This window comes from Nocardia sp. CNS-044 (assembly GCF_059570515.1).
In genome coordinates, this window is record NZ_JCANSX010000011.1 from 98,040 (window position 1) to 116,360 (window position 18,321).

The window sequence follows — 18,321 nt, forward strand, 5'->3', positions numbered from 1 at the left end:
GGAGCATTCCATGGTCTCCAAGCTCAACCCGTACCTCGGCTTCGGCGACAACGCGCGCCCGGCACTCGAGTTCTATCGCGATGTATTCGGCGGCACCCTGGCCGTGAACACCTTCGGCGAGTTCGGCGACAAGGAATCGCCCGGCGCCGAGCTGGTCATGCACGGCCAGCTGGAGACGCCGAGCGGGTTCACGCTGATGGCGGCGGACACCCCGCCCGGCATGGAATATCAGCCGGGCAGCAGCATCTCGATCAGCCTCAGCGGCGACGACGCGGACGAGCTGCGCGGCTACTGGGACAAGCTGATCGCGGGCGGCGTGGTCACTGTGCCGCTGGAGAAGCAGATGTGGGGCGACGAATTCGGCATGTGTCGCGACAAGTTCGGCATCGCGTGGATGGTGAACATCGTCGGGCCCGAGGAGTGACCCACGCTGTATAGCAAATGTCCAGAAAACTTATGTCGCGCGGCATAACATCTGGTCATGACGACAAACAGTGTGGTCGAGGGACCTGTTCAGGCGCTCGCGAGGAGCGCCTGGCAAACCGTTCTGGTCACCGGCGTCCTCTCGGTGATCCTCGGTGTGGTGATTCTGGTGTGGCCGGGCAAGACCCTGGTGGTCGCGGGCATCCTGTTCGGCATCTACCTGGTGATCGCCGGTGTGCTGCAGCTGGTGGCCGCGTTCGGCGCGACCAAGAGCGCGGGCATGCGGGTGCTCTACTTCCTCAGCGGCGTGCTGTCGATCATCATCGGCGTGTTCTGCTTCCGTGACGAGCTCGCCTCGATCCTGCTGCTCGGGCTGTGGATCGGTATCGGCTGGCTGTTCCGCGGCGTGGCCGTGCTCGTGGCCGCCGCCTCCGATCCCGGCCTGCCCGGACGCGGCTGGCAGGCCTTCTTCGGCGTGATCACCGCGATCGCGGGTGTCGTCCTGATCATCTGGCCGGTCAGCTCGGTGGCCACCCTGACCCTCGTCGCGGGCATCTGGCTGATCGTGCTCGGCATCATGGAGATCATCACCGCCTTCGGCGTCCGCAAGGACTTCAGGCGGTTGACCGAAACCGCTGCCTGATCAGCGAGCGTCGGGGCCGGGCAGGTCGCGCATCGCATCGATCGGCAGACGAACGAGCCCCGCTTCGTCGCACCTCGCCGCCGCGGCGGCCAGCTCCCGTTCCGCCTCCTCCGCCCGGCCCGCGCGGCGCAGCGCCGTGCCGAGCAGCAAGCGGGCGCGCACCGCGGCGAGCGGGCGAGGTGCGGACTCGATGCTCGTCAGCAGGGCGCGCGCCCGCTCGCACGCCTCGTCGTACCGGTCCGGCGGGTACGCGGTGAGCAGCAGCCGAATCGCCGAGTCCTCGTCGATTTCGGCGATGAGCGTGGCGATCCCGTCGTCGTGCCGGAGGTCTCGCCGACCGACGAGGCGCTCGATCTCGGCGGGCGCGAGGTCGAGTCCCAACCGGATTCGCTCGTTGCGCAACCGGGCCGCCAGCCGCGGCAGCGCCATCCGCTCGGCGCTCGCCATGCCGTCGTTCAACCGCTTCGCGGCCGCCCGGAGATCGCCCCTGACGGCTTCGACACGCGCTCCCGCCGCATAGGTGGCGATCATGAAATCGACGCCGCCCCCGCCTTCGTCCGCCAATCCGAGACTCTCCAACAGCAGTTCCGCCGCGGTGTCCACATCGCCTGTCTCGTAACGCAATTCGCCGAGCAGTGCGCTCGCGAGCCGCGCCGCGTGCGAGTGCGGGCCCATGGTCGCCGTCGCGAACTCCACCGCGTCGCGGAAGGCCTCGTCGGCCGCCGGGATCAGAAGTTGCTCTCGCTCGGCGATGCCCGCGAAGCAGCGGCCGTACACCCTGAGGAAGGGCCCCGTCGCATCGTGATAAGGCACGGCCCGCTGCTGCCACCGGCGCGCGGCGTCGAAATCGAAGCGGTGGATCGCGGCGATCGCGGCGATGTTGGTCGCCACTCCGGCCACTCGCGCGGAGAAGTCGCCGGGGCGCGACAGCACGGCGCGGATCAGCCTGTCTCCGTGATCGATTCGATCGGCGAACATCTCCCTGGTGCCCGCGAGCACATCGGCCTCGGCGCGTAGGTCCGCTCGTTCGGCGTCCGTCAGCTCGGCTTCGTCGAGCGCGGCCGTGAAGCGAGCCAGCGCGGCGGCGGCGGGTTCCGGCCTGCGCAGAACGAGATACACCCAGGAAAGGAACAGTTGGATACGGGGCCGCGACAGGATCGACCGCGGCGGCAGCTTGGCCACGATGCCCAGCAGTGTCGTCATCTTGGACCGCTCCAGCAGGTATCCGCCGCCTTGCTCGATGAGATCGACGGCGCGGTCCGGGTTTTCGGCGGCCAACGCGTGATCGACCGCTTCGTTGAGCAACTCGTGCCGCGCGAACCACTCCGATGCTCGATAGTGCAGCGCTTCGATCTCCTCGGGACGATCCCGCTCCAGTCGGCGGCGCAGATATCCCGCGAAAAGCTGGTGATAGCGGAACCATTCGCGATTCGGGTCGATGCGTTGCAGGAACAACCCGCGGTCCTCGACGTCCTCCAGCATCGCGCGCCCATGCTCGTCGCCGGTGACGGCGGTCGCGAGCGCACCGCAGATTCGCCCGCATATCGAAGTCCTGGTGAGGAATTCGAGGATGTCCGGTTCCAGCGCGTCGAGCACGTTCTCCGCCAGGAACTCACCGATGTCGGCGTGTGCGGACAGGCTGTCGACCAGGTGCGCCGGGTCATCGCCCTTGCGCAGCGACAACACCGCCAATTGCAGCGCCGCGGCCCAGCCGTCCGTGGTCTCCGTCAGGGCTTCGACATCGGCGTCCGGCAAGTGCAGCCCGCCCGCCTCCGCCAAGAAGTGCCGCACCTCGTCGACATCGAAACGCAGTGCGCCCGAATCGATCTCCTCCAGCTCGCCGTCGATGCGCAGCCGGCTCAGCGGAAGTCCCGAGCGAGACGTGCTCGTCACGATGATCGGCAGGTGGTGGCAGCCGTGCTCGACCAGGAAACGGACGGCCGCCAGCGAGGATTCGTCGGTCACCCGCTGCCAGTCGTCCAGCACGATGGTGACCCGGTCGTCGTGCGAGTGCAGATCATCGATCAGCGCGGTGAGCACGTACCGCTCGGCCTTGGCGGGACGGACCTCGAGAACGCGGTCGAGTTCGTCGGCGAGGTGAGGGCGCGGACCGCGAATGGCCTCCACCAGGTGCGCGAGGAACCAGGCGAGGTTGTTGTCGTCCTCGTCGACGGTCAGCCAGGCGACCGGCGTGCCCGCGTTCGCGAGTTCGTCGCGCCATTGTGCGGCGAGCGTGGTCTTGCCGAAGCCGCTGGGCGCGTGAATGAACGTCAACCGCTTGCGCGCGCCCGAGCGAAGCAGATCGAGCAGGCGCTTCCTGGTGATGGGCGTCCGGGACGGGGTCGGCGGGCGGTACTTCGTCGCTGGGGTCGGGGGAGCGGTCGGGCGTTCGCGCTGGCGAACCGTCGCGGCGGGCGGCGTCTTCCGCGGGCCGGGCGGGATCGGCAACACCATGACGTCGACCGGCACTCCGCGATGCTGCTGCACCGCGCGCAACTCGTCGCCCAGGGCGAGCGCCGATTCCGGCCGCTGCGCCGAGTCGCCCGCCATGGCGTGCTCGATGACGGCGCAGACATCGTCGGGCATACCCTCGGCGCGCAGGTCGGGGATCGGTTGCGCGGCGACCCGGAGGAAATGGGCGAGCACCTGTTCGCCGGTGTGGCGCTCGTAGGCGACGTGCCCTGTGAGCGCGCAGAACAACGTGGCGCCAAGGCTGTACACGTCGGACGCGGGTGTCGACGGCTCACCGCGCAGCACTTCCGGCGCGGTGAAAGCCGGTGAGCCCGTGATGATTCCGGTTGTCGTCCGAAAACCGCCCACGGTGCGCGCGATGCCGAAGTCGGTCAGCTGCGGCTCGCCGTAGTCGGTGATCAGGATGTTGCCGGGTTTCACGTCGCGGTGCAGGGTGCCGACCCGGTGCGCGGCCTCCAGTGCCCCGGCCATCTTGACGCCGAGTCGTAGCGTCGCGGTCCAATCGAGCGGGCCGAAGTTCCTGATCCGCTGCTCCAGCGAGCCGCGCGCGTGATACGGCATGACCAGATACGGGTGCCCGCCGCCGGTGGTGCCGACCTGGAAGACATCAGCGATGTGCGGGTGGCCGGACAGCCGTCCCATGGCCTGCTGCTCCCGGATGAACCGCTGCATGCTCTCCGCGTCGAGATCCGAGGTCAGGACCTTGACGGCCACGATCCGGTCCAGGTCGGGTTGCTTGCAGCGGTACACGACGCCGAAGCCGCCGCGTCCGATCTCTTCCGCCTCCTCGAACCCTTCGGCGTTCAAGTCCCCGACCACGCCGGAGGAGGAACTGCGCTGTGTCGGCAGCATGTCGGCCATCGTGGCCTCGATTCCGGGCGAACTCGTGGTGACCCGGCCCTACGGGTCGGTTCCTGCTTCCCGAGGATAACTCCGAGAACCGACCCCGCCACCGCCCCGGACCGACGCCCGCTCAGACCCGCCGGATACGCGCAAGCCAGGCCACCACGTCGACCGGGCCCTCGGTGGGCAGGTCGAGGCGGGCCGCGTCCTCGGCCACCACTTCGGTGACCCGCCCGCGATAGGTGGAGGGGACGAGTTCTTCGAGTTCCCAGCCCTCGCCCGCGAACGATTCCCGGATCAGCGAATCGCTGATGCGCGGCCCGAAACCCTCCTCGGTGTCCGACAGCGCGAGGACGTGCACGAGTCCGCCGGGCGTGCACACCCGGAGCAATCCGCGCACATAGGCGGCCCGCGCGTCGGGCTCGGTGCCGAAGACATGGAAAAGGGCGCTGTCGACCACGGTGTCGAAGACACCGAGCCGGTCGTCGTCCGCGTCGGCGAGCGTGAGCACGTCGGCCACCTCGAACCGGGCGTTCGGGACGCCCTTGTCCGCGGCGTTGCGCCGGGCGTAGGCGATCGCGCTCGGTGACAGATCCACGCCGAGCACGTCGTAGCCCAGTTTCGTCAGCGCGATGGTGTGCTCACCCGCGCCGGTGCCGGGATCGAGCACCCGGCCGCTGATCCAGCCGTCCCGTTCGAGGGCGAGGATCGCCGGTTGCGGTTCCCCGATCACCCAGGGGGCGGTGTCGTTGTCGTAGACGGTGTTCCAGAATTCCGGAGCCTGAGTCATGCTTCCAGCGTGCACCCTGAACCTGGGTTCAGGTCAAGGGTCCGGTGCGGTGGCGGCTACCGCGTCGGACCCGTACGCCCACAGCGTAATGACTAGCCGAACACCGCGGGGCGAAACGTACGCTTCGTCCATGACCGAGCATCCGAGACTGCACTCGATCCCCGGTGGCCGTGACGACCGAACGCGCCGACCCGAGCCGTCCGCTCCGGAACCGCTGTGGCGGGAGGCGCTCGGCGAACGGTTGCGCGCGCTGCGGCGGGAACAGCGCGAGACGCTCGTGGAAACCGCGGGCCGGGCGGGCATCTCGCCGCAGTACCTCTCGGAGGTCGAGCGCGGGCGCAAGGAGCCGTCCAGCGAGATGATCGCGGCGTTGGCCGGTGCGCTCGGCACCACCCTCGGCGGGCTGACCGAGCAGGTCGCCGAGGAGTTGCGCGGGCGGCGGCACGCCTACCAGCGGCGGTCCGGGGCCGCGCCGACCCTGCTGGTCCGCGCGGCCTGAGCCGGTCATCCCCGCGGCTGCAACACGGTGTCGACCAGTCCGTAGTCGATGGCCGCCTGCGCGGTGAAGACGCGGTCCCGATCGGTGTCGTGGCGCAGCCGCTCCACCGACTGCCCCGTGTGCCTGGCCAGAATCGACTCGATCTCCGCCCGCATCCGCACGAGTTCGTCGGCCTGCAGGATCAGGTCCGGAATCGCGCCCTGGCCGCGCGCCGCGGGCTGATGTAGCACCACCCTGGCGTGCGGGAGCATCGCGCGGTGCCCCGGCGCGCCGCCCGCGAGCAGCACCGCGCCGACGGCGATGGCCTGGCCGACGCAGGTGGTATGCACGGGCGCGCCGATGTGCTGGATGGTGTCGTAGATCGCGAGCATGGAGGTCAGGTCGCCGCCCTCGCAGTTGATGTAGAACTGGATCTCCTGTTCGGGACTCTCCGATTCCAGGTGCAGCAGCTGGGCGATCAGCGCGTTGGCGACGCCGGAGTCGATCGGTGTGCCCAGATAGACGATGCGTTCCGCGAGCAGGTGCGAGTAGATGTCGGTGATGCGCTCGCCGCCGCGCGGATGCTGGGCGATGACGTTGGGGATGGTGTAGGTAGTCATGCCGAGATCCCGATTCGCTGGCGTTGGGGGACGACCTGTCCGAAGCTTTCGACGATGTGGTCGACGAATCCGTACTCCTTGGCCTGCGTCGCGGTGAACCACCGGTCGTGCAGGGAGTCCTCGTAGATCCGTTCGAAGGGCTGGCCGGTGTCGGCGGCGATCAGCCCGAGCACCGTTTCCACGGTGTGGCGCAGGTCGTCGGCCTGGACCTCCACGTCGACGGCCGTACCCGCGATGCCCGCCGAGCCCTGGTGCATCAGGATCCTGGCGTGCGGCAGCGCGAAGCGCTTGCCTCTGCTGCCCGCCGAGAGCAGGAATTGCCCTGCACTGCACGCCAATCCTAGAGCGAGCGTGGACACCTCGCACGGCACGAGCCGCATGACGTCGCGGATCGCGAGCATGGCGGGAACAGAGCCGCCCGGCGAGTGGATCCAGAGCGAGATGCCCGCTTCGTCGTTCTCGGCGGCGAGGGTTAGCAACTGTGTAGCAAGCAGCGTGCCGTTGTCGTCGTCGAGGGGGCCGTCGAGCACCAGGACGCGGCGGCCGAGCAGTTGCTCTCTGGCGCGCCAGCTGAACAGTGGGGTCTTGTCGTCGTGAGCCATGCGTCCACCGTGCCCCAGCCGGACGGTGGAAATGTGCCGATGCTGCCCTCGGCAGATCTGCTCACAGCAGCGCCGAAAGCGGGGTATCCGGACGATGCGCCAAACATGTGTTCTCGGCGCGATTGTCGGCGCCGGGACGGGGAAATCGGCGCTCGGAACCGTCTTTCACGGAAATACGATGCGCGTTGTGGCTGCCTAATCGCCGCAGTACGGATAATCTCGATATCCGATTCTCGATGTCATGGCTCTTCCCAATCGAAGGAAGGATCGGATCGTGAGGAGTCGATTACTCAGCTTGGCCGCAGTTTTGACGGGAACCCTCACCGTGGTCGGCGGCGGGGCGATTTCCGCAGCACCAGCATGGACGGATCCGGCGGCCGAAGCCGTCGCCGATTTCTACGTTCCGCCGCCCGTGGGCGGTGCACCGGGCAACATCCTGCGCGCGGAACCGTCGGTGGTGGCGCTGTCGGCTCCCGGACAACCCGGAATGGTCCCGGCGCGCGCGACCCGATTGATGTACGTCAGCAACGATGCCCAAGACGCGCCGACCGCCGTGGTCGGCACGTACCTCGAGCCCGCCATGCCGTGGATCGGTCCCGGCGAGCGTCCGCTGGTCGCGTACGCGGGCGGTACCAAGGGGCAGGGCGATCAGTGCGCGCCTTCGAAGCTGCTGTCGCAGGTCGTCTCCTACCAGCCACCCGGCGACGTGATCTTCGAATACGACCTGCTCGCACTCACCACGCTGCTGTCGCGCGGCATGTCGGTGGTGATCACCGATTACCACGGCCTCGGCACGCCCGCGGTGCACGACTACCTCAACCGCAAGTCGCAAGCGCACGCGTTGCTGGACTCCGCGCGCGCGGCGTTGCAGCTGCCGGGCAGCGGCCTCGGCCCGAACGCGCCGGTCATCCTGTACGGATACTCCCAGGGCGGCATGGCTTCCGCGGGCGCGGCCGAACTCCAGCCGAGCTACGCGCCTGAGCTGAACGTCCGCGGCGCCTACGTCGGCGGCCCGGTCGTGGACGACCAGTTCTTCATCGGGTACAACGACGGCCGGGCCAGCATGGGGGCCACCTACGCCTGGATCCTCAACGGCATGGCCGCCAACTACCCGTCGGTCGGTCCGGTGCTCGACGCCGAACTCAACGACACCGGCAAGGCGATTCTGAACGAATCGCTCGGCAAGTGCGCCGTCCCCATGGGTCTGGCCCAGATGCATGGGCACACGTCCCAGTGGACCACGAGTGGGCAGCCGCTGACCGCCGTGATCGACCAGTCCCCGGCGTTGAAGCAAGCATTCGACGAGCAGATCGTCGGCGGACTCACTCCGAATGTGCCCGTGCTCGTCGCCTCGGCGCCGAACGACGAGGGCGCGCCGTTCCCGCCCATCCACGCCATGGCGGCCAGCTGGTGCAGCCGCGGCGTGCCGGTTCAGCTGGAGGCGAACGGTCAGATTCCCAGCATGTCCGGGGTTGTCGGCACCCATGTGCTGGCGTTCTTCCCGGCGCTGATCGCCTCTCAGCAGTGGATGATGGATCGGCTCTCGGATGCTCCGGCGCCCACCAACTGCGGGGCGCTGCCGTAGCAGCGGATGCGCGGCACATTCGGACACCGGACGTATCGCCATGGGGCGGACGATGTCCTGTTTGTGCCGCGCATTCGTTCGTGATGGGGGTGTTCGGCCGGGGCTGAGGGGCTGTGATTCGGCGCGAATCGCGCTTCGCGGCATGGTTGCCGCACTTTCGCGCGGGGGAGAGTATCGCGTTCGACGGAAAGCCGCCATTTCGTTGCGATATTGCGACCATTGCGCGGTCGGCATCTCCCGGTGGCCATGGACAGCGGCTCGAGCTCGGTGGAGTTCGCCGATTCCGTACCCGAGTGTGCCCGTCTGCGGCGATATTCCACGACGTCGAAGGTGCGCGGGGCGAGAACTGGTCCCGGCGCACCGATCTCGGGCTCGTCCGGGCCGACCGATCGCCGGTGTGCGATATCGGCGGCGAAGTCGCCCGGTCAGAAGACTATTTTCGCGGTTTGCTGGAATGCTGCCGGGAAACAGTTATCCTGGAGCGACCGATTTAGCGTAACCGTTTTCGGCGGCACACTCTGTCCGGGTTGTGTTCTGTTGGATCAGCGGGATGGCTATGACTGTCTTGAAAAATACGCAAGCACGCGACCCCAAGCGGTATCTCTGGGTATTCGGATTGATCGCGCCGGGGTGCGCACTACTTCCCTCACAACTGGTGGCTCATACTGGGCTGGAACTGTTTTGGTGGATCGGTCCGATCATCGTGTTCGTGGTCATCCCGCTGCTCGACTGGGCGGTGGGTGACGACGGAAGCAATCCACGCGACGAGGACTACGAGGCATTGTCCAACGATCGTTATTATCGTTGGTGCACATACCTTTTCCTGCCGATGCAGTTCATCGGACTGATGATCGCGGGATTCCTGTGGTCCAGAACGGAATTGAGCCTCGCGGACAAGCTCGGGCTTGCCGTGACCCTCGGTGTGGTGTCCGGTATCGGCATCAACGCCGCGCACGAGCTCGGTCACCGGGTCGAACACCTGGAACGGTGGCTGGCGAAGATCGCTCTCGCGCAATCCGGTTACGGTCATTTCTTCGTCGAGCACAACCGCGGCCACCATGTGCGCGTCGCGACGCCGGAGGACCCGGCGAGCGGCCGCTACGGCGAGACGCTGTGGGAGTTCCTGCCGCGCAGCATGTTCGGCGGGTTCCGCTCGGCGCTGGCCTTGGAGCGGGAACGCCTGTCCCGCAAGGGCAAGCGCTGGTTCACCCTGGAGAACCATCTGCTGCAGGCGTGGTCGATGAGCATCGCGCTGTTCGGCTCGATGATCGTGCTCTTCGGCCCGAAGGTGATCCCCTTCCTGGCGCTGCAGGCGCTGATCGGCGCAGGCTTGCTGGAGACGGTGAATTACGTCGAGCACTACGGCCTGCTGCGGGGCCGCCGCCCGAACGGCAACTACGTGCGCTGCTCGCCGCGCGACAGCTGGAACAGCGACCGCCTGGTCACCAATATCTTCCTGTTCCATTTGCAACGCCACAGCGACCACCACGCGAACCCGGGTCGCCGCTACCAAACCCTGCGTAGTTCACAGGAGGCCCCCCAGCTACCTGCTGGCTACGCCACCATGGTCGTCCTCGCCGCCATCCCCCCACTCTGGCGCGCCGTCATGGACCACCGCGTCCTCGCCCACTACAACGGCGACATGACCCTCGTGAACCGCAAATCCCCCGCCAAATCCAAAGGCAAACCCCCCTCCAAGCGCACTCCCACCCCCGGGCCCCGCGGCTACGCCACCCGCTGATCCTGGTCTGCCTCTTCTCACGGTCGGCGCCGTACCGGGCCCCTACGCGGGCATGCTGTGAAAGCGGTGCCGAGCCGAAGGGGGCACCGAGCCCCTCAACCGGTGCTGAGCCGAGCGGGTCAGCCGAGCTGGACGGTGCCGAGCGGGCTCTTGGGCTCCCACGCTGGCCGATCCAAGCTCCAGGTGTTGACCGATCACCGGCAGGGCGCGATCCATCGATGCCGGACGGCCGAGTTGCGTTGGGCTGGATCCGTGTAGTCGACAATCGGCGGGTGAGAAATGGCGGTTGTCGAAGTGCGAAGAGCCGCCTTATGACTACCGTCGAAACCATTTCTCTATCGACGGTAGTCATAAGGCGGTCTGTGGTTGGTTCGGGTTCGTGCCGCGGCTTCGGCCGGTGGGTGCGCGGCGGCGGGTGCCGTCGAGTAGAAGCGTGCTCTGCGGAGTCACGTGAACTCGCAGCACCTCGGGCGAAAGTCAGGAAACGCGAATCGAGTTGGTGGGTCGGCGGGGTGGGCGGCCGATCGCGGGCACCAGCACGATCATGCCGATGCAGACGGCGGCGAAAGAGCCGAGGGCGGCCGATAGGGACCCGGTGATGACCGCTACTCCGCAGCCGAGAGCCAGCGCGATGATGCCGCCGAGCACGGCGGTTCCGCGTTCGATGCCGACGATCTGTGCAGGTCGCTCGTTCATCGGAGTCATGCCGGTTGTGGTACCCGTCCTGTCCGTGATCAAAACGTGACTGGCACTTCTCGTTCGGTATCACAAGGGTGGCGGCCGGTTAAGCCCGTTGGTGGGCGGGTATCACGAGGACCGTCGCTGTGGAACGAACGGGCGCAACATGTCCGGCGGATCGGCCGGAAGGCGGGAGGTGTACCGGTGATCGATCGCCTGGGTGAGGTGATTGCCAAACGAATGGTCGCCGACGGGGATCGGTCGGTTCTGATCGAAGTCGGCAGGCCGCGACCGGCGGCGGGCGCCGGAGGTGACGTGTGCGGCTTCCGAATTCAGGGCTGGGGCGAGTCGAGGGCAAGCGGGGTGGACGCGTTGGCGGCTCTGTATCGCGCGCTGGTGGAGATCGGCGCGCAGCTGACCCAAGCGAACGAGGCCGGCGCGCAATTCACGGTCGCGGGACCCGCCGAGCTCGGCTTCCCCGCCCCACCCACCCGCGACGACATAGCGCACGACCCTGGAATGGAATACGAGCTCGGTGATCTGCTCGCGATCCGCACCTTGATCGCCGCCGACGGCCCGCACACCATCACCATCGGCCGCCCGATCTCCTCCTCCGACAACCAGTTCTACGTGTGCCCGTTCCGCATCGACGGCAGCCGCCACGCCGTGGCGTCCGGCCTCGACGAAATCCAGGCGCTGCTCACCGCCATCCGCATGATCGGCGCCTGGCTCGACCTACCGGGCGACTGGCCGATCAGCCGTCTCTCGTAGCGCGCCGATATGGCTGGTAATCAGCGTGTTTTCGGCCCAGCGAGCGAACTCCGCCCAGTTTGCTAGCGGAGCGCTGTCCGGTCGCATTCGGCTCGCTCGCCGAGGACGGATTGCCCGCACATGTGCGATCTACTCGGCGGTGACGAACCCGTGTCCGACAAGCCAATCGCGAGCGACCTCGGCGGGTTCGCGACCGTCCACGTCGACCTGCCGGTTCAGCTCGGTGATCACCTCGTTGGTGAGCAACGCGGAAATCGGTGTCATGATCTCGGCGATCCGCGGATGCGCTTCGTGGAAGTCGGCGCGCAGCACCAACGCCGCGTTGTACTTCGGAAAGAAGGCCCGATCATCCCGCAGGAGCACGAGATTCAGCGCGGGTATGCGTCCGTCGGTCGCGGCGACCGAGCCGAAGCGGCACTGCGCCGCGTCGGCCGTCGCCTGGTAGACGAGGGCGTCCTGCATGATCTGCTTGCGCACCTTGCCGACGTCGATGTCATATTTGCGCGCCATTCCCGGATAACCGTCCTGCCGGACGTTGAATTCGGTGCCGACGCAGGTGGCGGCGGCCGCGGGGTCGGCCTCGATCAGCCGCGCGTAGTCCGACAGCGTCCGGACGCCGGTCCGCTCGGCGGTGCGGCTGCTCGTCACCAGGGCGTAGGTGTTGTTCATCGGCGCCATCGCCGTCCACACCATCCCGTGTTCCGCGCGGTCGGCGTCGCGGACCGCCTCGAACTGCCCGAGTTCGCTCGGCACCGGGGTCTCGTTGCCGAGGTAGTTGATCCAGCCGGTGCCGGTGTAGTCGTAGGCCACGTCGACCTGGCCGTGCAATTGCGCGTCGCGCAGGCTGTTGGAGCCTTGGATGTTGGTCAGATCGCGGACGTTGGCGCCCGCCGCTGTCATGGCGAACTCGATGAGATAGCCGAGGATGTTCTGCTCGGTGAAGTCCTTGGAGCCGACGGTGATCGTGACCCCGTCGAGTTCCGGCACCGGCTGGATGCTGCCGGGTCCGACGCGCAGCGGCACGGCGCCACCCGACTCCAAACCGCACCCGGCGAGCGTCAGTATCGCCACCGCGAGCACGATCAGCCACCTCATCGCAGGCCTCTCGGTCCGAGAAAGCGTTCCGCCAACGCCCCGAGCCAGTCGACGAGCAGGGCCAACGCCACCGCGAGCACCGCGCCGACCACCAGGGTGACGTTGTCGCGCAACTTGTACCCGGTGTCGATGAGAATCCCCAGCCCGCCCGCGCTGACCAGGAACGACAGCGTGACGGTGCCGACCGCCAACACGAGCGAAGTACGCAGTCCCGCAAGGATGTACGGCACCGCCAGCGGAAACTCGATGCGCCGCAACACCGTCGCCGCCGACATGCCCTGACCGCGTCCCGCGTCGACCAGCGTGCGATCCACCTGCTGATAGCCGAGGATCGTATTGCGCAGCACCGGAAGCAGGGTGTAGAAGGCGATCGGCGCGACCCCGATCCAGAACCCGGTGGTCCGCGTCACCAGGTAGCACAGCACGATCAACCCGATGGCGGGCGCGGCCGCGCCGACGTTGGCGATGCCGATGAAAACCGGTGCGAGACCGCGATATCCGGGTCTGGTGAGCAGCGTGCCGAGCGGCACCGCCACCGCCACCACGATCAGCACCACCGTCGCGGTGAGCAGCACGTGCTGCCAGGTGACGGTGGCGATGTTGCTCGCGTTGATACTCGCGCGTTGAGTGGCGGTGAGATCCCGGCGGAATGCCCACACCAGCACGCCGACGGTCAGCACCGAGACCAGAGCAGGCTGCACGAGAAGCCGCAGACTCTCAGCTCGGCGTGCGGCGGCGGGGGCGGACGCGGCGGTGCGGGGCGCGGTCACGGCGTCGCCTCGGCCGCGGACCGATCCCCGCCGTGGCGCGCCCGCAGCGTGGACAGGTGCCCGACCAGTGTGTCGATCGTGATCAATCCCGCGTACTCGCCGCGCGCATCGGTGACGACTGCGGTCGCGGTCTGCTCGGCGAGCAGCGCCTCCAGCGCGTCCTGCAGGGTCGATCGCAGCGACAGCGTCTGACCGATCGGGCTGCCCACCTCGCCCAGCGTCCGCGCGCTCGTCACCTGCTCGGCCGACACCCAGCGTAGGGGCCGTCGGCGATCGTCGAGAATCAGCGCCCAGTCCCGGTCGGCGAGTGCCGCGCGCAGCGTCTCCACCGGTTCGTCCTGCCCCGCCGTCGGGCAGTCGCCCAGTTCCACGTCACCGACTCGGGTCAACGTCAACTGCTTGAGCGAGGCGTCGGCGCCGACGAACCCCGCCACGGTCTCGTCCGCGGGATCGGCGAGGATCGCGGCCGGGGTGTCGTACTGGAGAATCCGGGACCGGTCGCCGAGCACCGCGATCCGGTCGCCCAGCTTCACCGCCTCGGTGAAATCGTGGGTGACGAAGACGATGGTCTTGCCGAGTTCCGCCTGCAGACGCAGCAATTCGTCCTGCAGCAGCCCGCGGGTGATCGGGTCGACCGCGCCGAACGGTTCGTCCATGAGCAGCACCGGCGGATCGGCGGCCAGCGCGCGCGCCACCCCGACGCGCTGCTGCTGTCCGCCGGAGAGCTGGCGCGGGTAGCGCCCGCGGAAGGTGTCCGGGTCCAAGCCGACGAGGTCGAGCATCGCGTCGACCCGCGCGGTGATCCGCGCGCGGTCCCAGCCGAGCAGGCCGGGCACGGTCGCGATGTTCTTGGCCACCGTCATGTGCGGGAAGAGCCCGGCCTGTTGGATCGAGTACCCGATGCCTCGGCGCAGCTGATCGGGATTCATGTCCGCGGCATCGCGTCCGCCGATGGTGATGGTGCCGGAGGTCGGCTCGATCAGTCGGTTGATCATCCGCATGGTCGTGGTCTTGCCGCAGCCCGACGGTCCGACGAGGACGACGATCTCACCGGCCGGAATGGTCAGCGACACCGCGTCCACGGCTGGATCACGCTGTCCCGGATACTGTTTGGTGACCGTGTCGAGCACGATCTGCACGCCGGATACCGCGCCGGTCTCGGTGTCAGTCACGAATCCCCCTCGGGGTGGTCAGTCGTCCCACGACGACGAAGAGACCGTCCAGGAGCAGCGCGAGCACGATGATCAGCACCGTGCCGCTCAACGCTTGCGGCACGGCGTTGGGGCTGCCGAGCCGGGACAGCCCGGAGAAGATCAGATTGCCGAGCCCGGGCCCTTTGGCGTACGCGGCGAGCGCGAGGATGCCCATGATCAGCTGCGTGCTGACCCGCATCCCGGTCAGGATGGAAGGCCAGGCCAGCGGCAGCTCGATGGCGGCGAGGACGCGCATCCGGTTCATCCCGACTCCGCGCGCCGCGTCGACCACCGACGGATCCACCGCGGCCAGGCCGACGATGGTGTTGCGCAAGATGGGCAGCAGCGCGTAGAGCACGAGCGCGGTGATCGTCGGACCGACGCCGAGTCCGAGCACCGGGATCAGCAAGCCGAGCAGCGCGAACGAGGGCACCGTGAGGATCGCGCTCGCCGCGGCCGTCGCCGCCGCCGAACCGAACGGACTGCGGTAGACGAGCACGCCGACGATCACGGCGATCAGCGCCGCGACCAGCAACGACTGGATCACCGCCGAGACATGCAGATACGAGTCGACGAGCAGCTGGTGTCGCCGATCGATGACGAACGTCCACAGTGCGTCCAGGGCCGAACCTCCCGTACAGCGTTGTGCCGGAGTCTATCTCGCACCCCACACGGCGCGGGGCGGTGCGCCCGAAATGGCCGTCTATGGGGAGTTGGATGGGCCAGTGGCCGCCCGGTCTCGTCCGCTGTCCGTTCCGGGGTCGGTCGAGGAGCCGCCTGACGCGGACAGGGCGTCGGCGAGCAGCGTGGCGACCTCGTGCACCGCGGGGCCGAAGGCGAGCGCGTTGTTGACGAAACCGTGCATGTAGCCGTCGAATCGGCGCAGTGCGACGGGCACACCGTCGGTTCGCAGCCGGTTCGCGTACGCTTCGCCTTCGTCGCGCAGCGGATCGAAACCCGCCGTGATCACGACGGCTCGGGGAAGTCCGGCCGTGGTCTCGGCGCGCAGGGGAGACACATCCGGTCGGGCGCGGTCGAGGTCGGGTGGCAGGAAGCAGCGGTCGAAGAAATCGATGTCGGTGCGAGTGAGCGCGAACCCTTCGGCGAATGTTCTGCGGGACTCGGCTTTTCCGGTCAAGTCGGTGGGCGGGTAGATCAGCAGCTGGAGCAGGGGAGCGGGTCCGCCGTCGCGACGCATCCGCTGACACAGCACCGCCGCCAGATGGCCGCCCGCACTGTCGCCGCCCACCGCGACGCGTTCCGGCGCGACGCCGAATTCGTCCGCGCGACCGACGATGTCGCGGAACGCGGCCGCCGCGTCGTCGATCGCCGCGGGATAGGGATGCTCGGGCGCCAGCCGGTAGTCGACCGCGACGACTCGTATTCCGGCCGTGTATGCCAATGTCCGGCACAGCGCGTCGTGGGTGTCGAGATCGCCGATGACCCAGCCGCCGCCGTGAAAGTAGACCAGCAGGGCGTTCGCCGCGCCGGGGTCGTACAGCCGCGCCCGCATCGGTCCCGCGGCGCCGGCGACGGTGCAGTCGTCGACGCGGACGGGCGCGCGTCGCCCCGCGCCGATCGCCGCCATCCGGCGCGCTTGGGTCCGCAGGGTCACCGGGTTCGGCTCGGGCCTCGGCAGCGTCCGGGTGATTCGCAGGAGCAGCTGCGCGTCGAGGTCGAGCTCGTTGCCGTCGCGGTGAACCGCCGGACCGGCGAGTGCGCGCTTGGTGCGACGCGGCAATCGGAGCAAACCGCGAACCGCCGCCGCGGCCATCCGCGTGGCCGGCGGCGCGGCGGGTACCGGGTTGACGGGATCGACCGGCACGGGAATACCTCTTTCGCGTGGTTCTGGTCCGCGGCGACGGCCTCGTCGCGGCGGTCCGGTGCTGGCCGACCCAAGAGGCCGGGACCTGCCTCATCGATGCTGCCACTTGGATCGGGGAACGGTGGCGATTGTCCGTGAATGCGCGCCACGTGCGGCGACCGGCCCGCATCGCGCCGACGCGTTCCGCCGCCCGACTGTCCCACCGCCCGACCTCACCGCGTGTTCTGGGTGACGAATTCCGTGATGGCGTCGTGCATTTGGCGCAAACCGGGTTCTTCGAGCGGGTAGTGCCCGGCGTTGTCGAGCACGACGGTGGTGACAGGCGCCTTGGTGATCGCGCTGGTGACCGGCTTGCTGAGCTCGAGCGGAGTCCAGTGGTCTTCGGCGGGCTGGGTGTGCAGGACGGGGCACACGTCGAAATCGGCGGGCTCGATATCGGGAGAGTAGGCGCCGAACTCGCTGAAGAACCTGGCCGAGACCCAGCTCCCCGCCGAAGTCTTGTCGCGCAGAAAGACTTTCATCGCGTCCGTGTTGTTGCACAGCGCGCTCATCTTCGATGCCGCCGACATCGGGTAGCGGACGCCACGCAGCGGAGTGCGGGCCAGGAAGTTGAAGACCGCGGTGCCGAAAGTGGCATGGAAGGGGTCGTGGGAGACCGCCCGCCAGACGGTCTTGTCGCGCGGGTCGAGGAAGGTCGTGCCGATGATGCCGCGCAGCGTGCCGCGCGGTGCGTGCGCCGCCACGTGGTAGGTGAGCATGCCGCCCGCGCTGAGGCCGTACAGCACGATCGGACGGTCGTCGCGGGTGCTTTCGTAGGCGAGGAAGTCGGTGGTGAGCTGGATCCAGTCGTGATAGCCGGGCGCGGCGCCGTCGGCGACCTGGGTCAGGCCGTAGCCGAGGTTGTCGAGCGCGACGGTCTCGAAGCCGCGCTGGGCCAGCGTCGCGCCCGCGACCAAGCTCATCTGCCTGCCGTTGGTGCCGACCCCGTGGTGCAGCACGACCTTGGCGGGAGCGTCGGGCAGGGGATACCGGTCCAGGTGCACGTGATGGCCACGCCAGTCCCAGTACTCCTCGGCGGGCTCGTTGTCGCCGGTCAGTCGGAGGCGTTCGGGCAGGAACTGCTGTAGGTCGCGCCACGCCTGTTGATCGCGATACCACCGCGGACGCTCGCTCATGGCAACTCCTCGCTCACTCAGCTAAATTTTGGCTAACGACTGAGTTGGAGTGTATTCCAGCGGGCGATCTGGATCTTCACGCCGGGACGGCCGGATCCCAGGTGTATTCGTACTCCGGCAACTCGAACCCGGCCTCGAACCGCCCGATCCGCGCGTCCGTCCGTCGTCCGCCGCGCCGTTCGTAGAAGGCGATCGCGGCGGTGTTGTCGCGCAACACCTCCAGATACACAGCGCGGCGGGGGAATTCGGTCGCCGCCCACTTCAGACCGTGCTCGAGCAGGCGGCTGCCGATCCCGCGGCCACGACTGTCGGGCCGGGCGTGCAGGTTGTCCAGCAGCACCCGGCCGTCCGCCGTGGGAACGAGATAAGCGAAGCCGAGCAACGCCGCGGCATCCTCGGCGACGAACAGTCCCGGCGTCACCGCCTCGGTCAGGCGTCGACTCCAGAGCTCGGCCCGATCCGTCTCGAGCGGCCCGCTCAGGTACTCGTCCGGCATGATGCCCGCATAGGCCGTCCGCCAGCTCGCGGTGTGCAGCTCCGCGATCGCCTCCACGTCCCCGGCGCCGCCGCTCCTGATCGACATGCGGCCAGCATCATCGTCGCCGCCCGCTTTGTCA

Annotated in this window: 18 protein-coding genes; 6 read left to right on the forward strand and 12 right to left on the reverse strand. The window is 68.2% G+C overall.

Annotation, left to right across the window (positions count from 1 at the left end; all coding sequences use genetic code 11):
• Positions 1-10 precede the first annotated feature (10 nt).
• Both T333_RS28760 and T333_RS28765 read left to right on the forward strand, forming a co-directional pair.
• Positions 11-424, forward strand: coding sequence for a VOC family protein (locus T333_RS28760; protein WP_357254940.1), 414 nt, complete (start codon positions 11-13; stop codon positions 422-424).
• A 57-nt stretch (positions 425-481) separates the two neighbouring features.
• Positions 482-1,066, forward strand: a complete 585-nt coding sequence (locus tag T333_RS28765) for an HdeD family acid-resistance protein (RefSeq protein WP_496426448.1) — start codon at positions 482-484, stop codon at positions 1,064-1,066.
• Here T333_RS28765 and T333_RS28770 read toward each other — a convergent pair whose 3' ends face one another.
• Together T333_RS28770 and T333_RS28775 are read right to left on the reverse strand one after the other, a co-directional pair.
• Positions 1,067-4,399, reverse strand: coding sequence for a protein kinase domain-containing protein (locus T333_RS28770; RefSeq protein ID WP_496426449.1), 3,333 nt, complete (start codon positions 4,397-4,399; stop codon positions 1,067-1,069).
• Positions 4,400-4,511: 112 nt separating this feature from the next.
• Entirely contained in the window at positions 4,512-5,171 is a 660-nt protein-coding gene (locus tag T333_RS28775; protein ID WP_357254946.1) for a class I SAM-dependent methyltransferase, read from the reverse strand.
• Positions 5,172-5,301: 130 nt separating this feature from the next.
• Between T333_RS28775 and T333_RS28780 the strand changes: the two genes are divergently transcribed.
• On the forward strand, positions 5,302-5,670 hold the full coding sequence (locus T333_RS28780) for a helix-turn-helix domain-containing protein (RefSeq protein ID WP_355002598.1): 369 nt from the start codon (positions 5,302-5,304) through the stop codon (positions 5,668-5,670).
• A 5-nt stretch (positions 5,671-5,675) separates the two neighbouring features.
• On the opposite strand, the gene T333_RS28785 is transcribed toward T333_RS28780, so the two are convergent.
• Positions 5,676-6,269, reverse strand: coding sequence for a ClpP family protease (locus T333_RS28785; protein WP_355002599.1), 594 nt, complete (start codon positions 6,267-6,269; stop codon positions 5,676-5,678).
• Positions 6,266-6,871, reverse strand: a complete 606-nt coding sequence (locus tag T333_RS28790; RefSeq protein WP_355002600.1) for a ClpP family protease — start codon at positions 6,869-6,871, stop codon at positions 6,266-6,268. Before T333_RS28790 ends, T333_RS28785 begins: the two co-directional genes overlap by 4 nt.
• Positions 6,872-7,145: 274 nt before the next feature.
• Here T333_RS28790 and T333_RS28795 point away from each other — a divergent pair, with 274 nt between their 5' ends.
• Together T333_RS28795 and T333_RS28800 are read left to right on the forward strand one after the other, a co-directional pair.
• Entirely contained in the window at positions 7,146-8,456 is a 1,311-nt protein-coding gene (locus tag T333_RS28795) for a lipase family protein (RefSeq protein ID WP_355002601.1), read from the forward strand.
• 550 nt (positions 8,457-9,006) lie between these two features.
• Complete coding sequence (locus tag T333_RS28800) at positions 9,007-10,197, forward strand: alkane 1-monooxygenase (protein ID WP_496426450.1); 1,191 nt, start codon at positions 9,007-9,009, stop codon at positions 10,195-10,197.
• Positions 10,198-10,674: 477 nt separating this feature from the next.
• On the opposite strand, the gene T333_RS28805 is transcribed toward T333_RS28800, so the two are convergent.
• Positions 10,675-10,902 carry a hypothetical protein gene (locus T333_RS28805; protein ID WP_357254950.1) on the reverse strand — a complete coding sequence of 76 codons (228 nt, stop codon included), beginning with the start codon at positions 10,900-10,902 and terminating at the stop codon, positions 10,675-10,677.
• A gap of 177 nt (positions 10,903-11,079) precedes the next feature.
• On the opposite strand from T333_RS28805, the gene T333_RS28810 reads away from it, so the two are divergent.
• A complete protein-coding gene (locus T333_RS28810; protein ID WP_355002604.1) occupies positions 11,080-11,646 on the forward strand; it encodes a DUF6968 family protein in 567 nt (188 codons plus the stop codon).
• A 129-nt stretch (positions 11,647-11,775) separates the two neighbouring features.
• Here T333_RS28810 and T333_RS28815 read toward each other — a convergent pair whose 3' ends face one another.
• From T333_RS28815 to T333_RS28845, 7 genes are all read right to left on the reverse strand, one after another.
• The gene (locus tag T333_RS28815) at positions 11,776-12,741 is read right to left on the reverse strand and encodes a glycine betaine ABC transporter substrate-binding protein (RefSeq protein ID WP_496426451.1); all 966 of its coding nucleotides are present in this window, start codon (positions 12,739-12,741) and stop codon (positions 11,776-11,778) included.
• Complete coding sequence (locus T333_RS28820) at positions 12,738-13,511, reverse strand: ABC transporter permease (RefSeq protein WP_496426452.1); 774 nt, start codon at positions 13,509-13,511, stop codon at positions 12,738-12,740. The genes T333_RS28815 and T333_RS28820 overlap by 4 nt, the downstream gene beginning before the upstream one ends.
• Positions 13,508-14,683 carry an ABC transporter ATP-binding protein gene (locus T333_RS28825; protein ID WP_496426453.1) on the reverse strand — a complete coding sequence of 392 codons (1,176 nt, stop codon included), beginning with the start codon at positions 14,681-14,683 and terminating at the stop codon, positions 13,508-13,510. Before T333_RS28825 ends, T333_RS28820 begins: the two co-directional genes overlap by 4 nt.
• Positions 14,676-15,326, reverse strand: coding sequence for an ABC transporter permease (locus T333_RS28830; RefSeq protein WP_496426633.1), 651 nt, complete (start codon positions 15,324-15,326; stop codon positions 14,676-14,678). The genes T333_RS28825 and T333_RS28830 overlap by 8 nt, the downstream gene beginning before the upstream one ends.
• Before the next feature lie 81 nt (positions 15,327-15,407).
• Complete coding sequence (locus T333_RS28835) at positions 15,408-16,529, reverse strand: alpha/beta hydrolase (RefSeq protein ID WP_496426454.1); 1,122 nt, start codon at positions 16,527-16,529, stop codon at positions 15,408-15,410.
• A 212-nt stretch (positions 16,530-16,741) separates the two neighbouring features.
• Positions 16,742-17,704 carry an alpha/beta hydrolase gene (locus T333_RS28840; RefSeq protein WP_357254960.1) on the reverse strand — a complete coding sequence of 321 codons (963 nt, stop codon included), beginning with the start codon at positions 17,702-17,704 and terminating at the stop codon, positions 16,742-16,744.
• Positions 17,705-17,780: 76 nt separating this feature from the next.
• Entirely contained in the window at positions 17,781-18,287 is a 507-nt protein-coding gene (locus T333_RS28845) for a GNAT family N-acetyltransferase (protein WP_496426455.1), read from the reverse strand.
• Positions 18,288-18,321: the final 34 nt, after the last annotated feature.

What these genes read in the sequence shown, in the direction of transcription:
- T333_RS28840 (WP_357254960.1), bottom strand. Translation starts at nt 17,704, where the DNA reads ATGAGCGAGCGTCCGCGGTGGTATCGCGATCAACAGGCGTGGCGCGAC.
- T333_RS28785 (WP_355002599.1), bottom strand. Translation starts at nt 6,269, where the DNA reads ATGACTACCTACACCATCCCCAACGTCATCGCCCAGCATCCGCGCGGC.
- T333_RS28815 (WP_496426451.1), bottom strand. Translation starts at nt 12,741, where the DNA reads ATGAGGTGGCTGATCGTGCTCGCGGTGGCGATACTGACGCTCGCCGGG.
- T333_RS28765 (WP_496426448.1), top strand. Translation starts at nt 482, where the DNA reads ATGACGACAAACAGTGTGGTCGAGGGACCTGTTCAGGCGCTCGCGAGG.
- T333_RS28775 (WP_357254946.1), bottom strand. Translation starts at nt 5,171, where the DNA reads ATGACTCAGGCTCCGGAATTCTGGAACACCGTCTACGACAACGACACC.
- T333_RS28845 (WP_496426455.1), bottom strand. Translation starts at nt 18,287, where the DNA reads ATGTCGATCAGGAGCGGCGGCGCCGGGGACGTGGAGGCGATCGCGGAG.
- T333_RS28780 (WP_355002598.1), top strand. Translation starts at nt 5,302, where the DNA reads ATGACCGAGCATCCGAGACTGCACTCGATCCCCGGTGGCCGTGACGAC.
- T333_RS28760 (WP_357254940.1), top strand. Translation starts at nt 11, where the DNA reads ATGGTCTCCAAGCTCAACCCGTACCTCGGCTTCGGCGACAACGCGCGC.
- T333_RS28800 (WP_496426450.1), top strand. Translation starts at nt 9,007, where the DNA reads ATGGCTATGACTGTCTTGAAAAATACGCAAGCACGCGACCCCAAGCGG.
- T333_RS28805 (WP_357254950.1), bottom strand. Translation starts at nt 10,902, where the DNA reads ATGACTCCGATGAACGAGCGACCTGCACAGATCGTCGGCATCGAACGC.
- T333_RS28770 (WP_496426449.1), bottom strand. Translation starts at nt 4,399, where the DNA reads ATGGCCGACATGCTGCCGACACAGCGCAGTTCCTCCTCCGGCGTGGTC.
- T333_RS28790 (WP_355002600.1), bottom strand. Translation starts at nt 6,871, where the DNA reads ATGGCTCACGACGACAAGACCCCACTGTTCAGCTGGCGCGCCAGAGAG.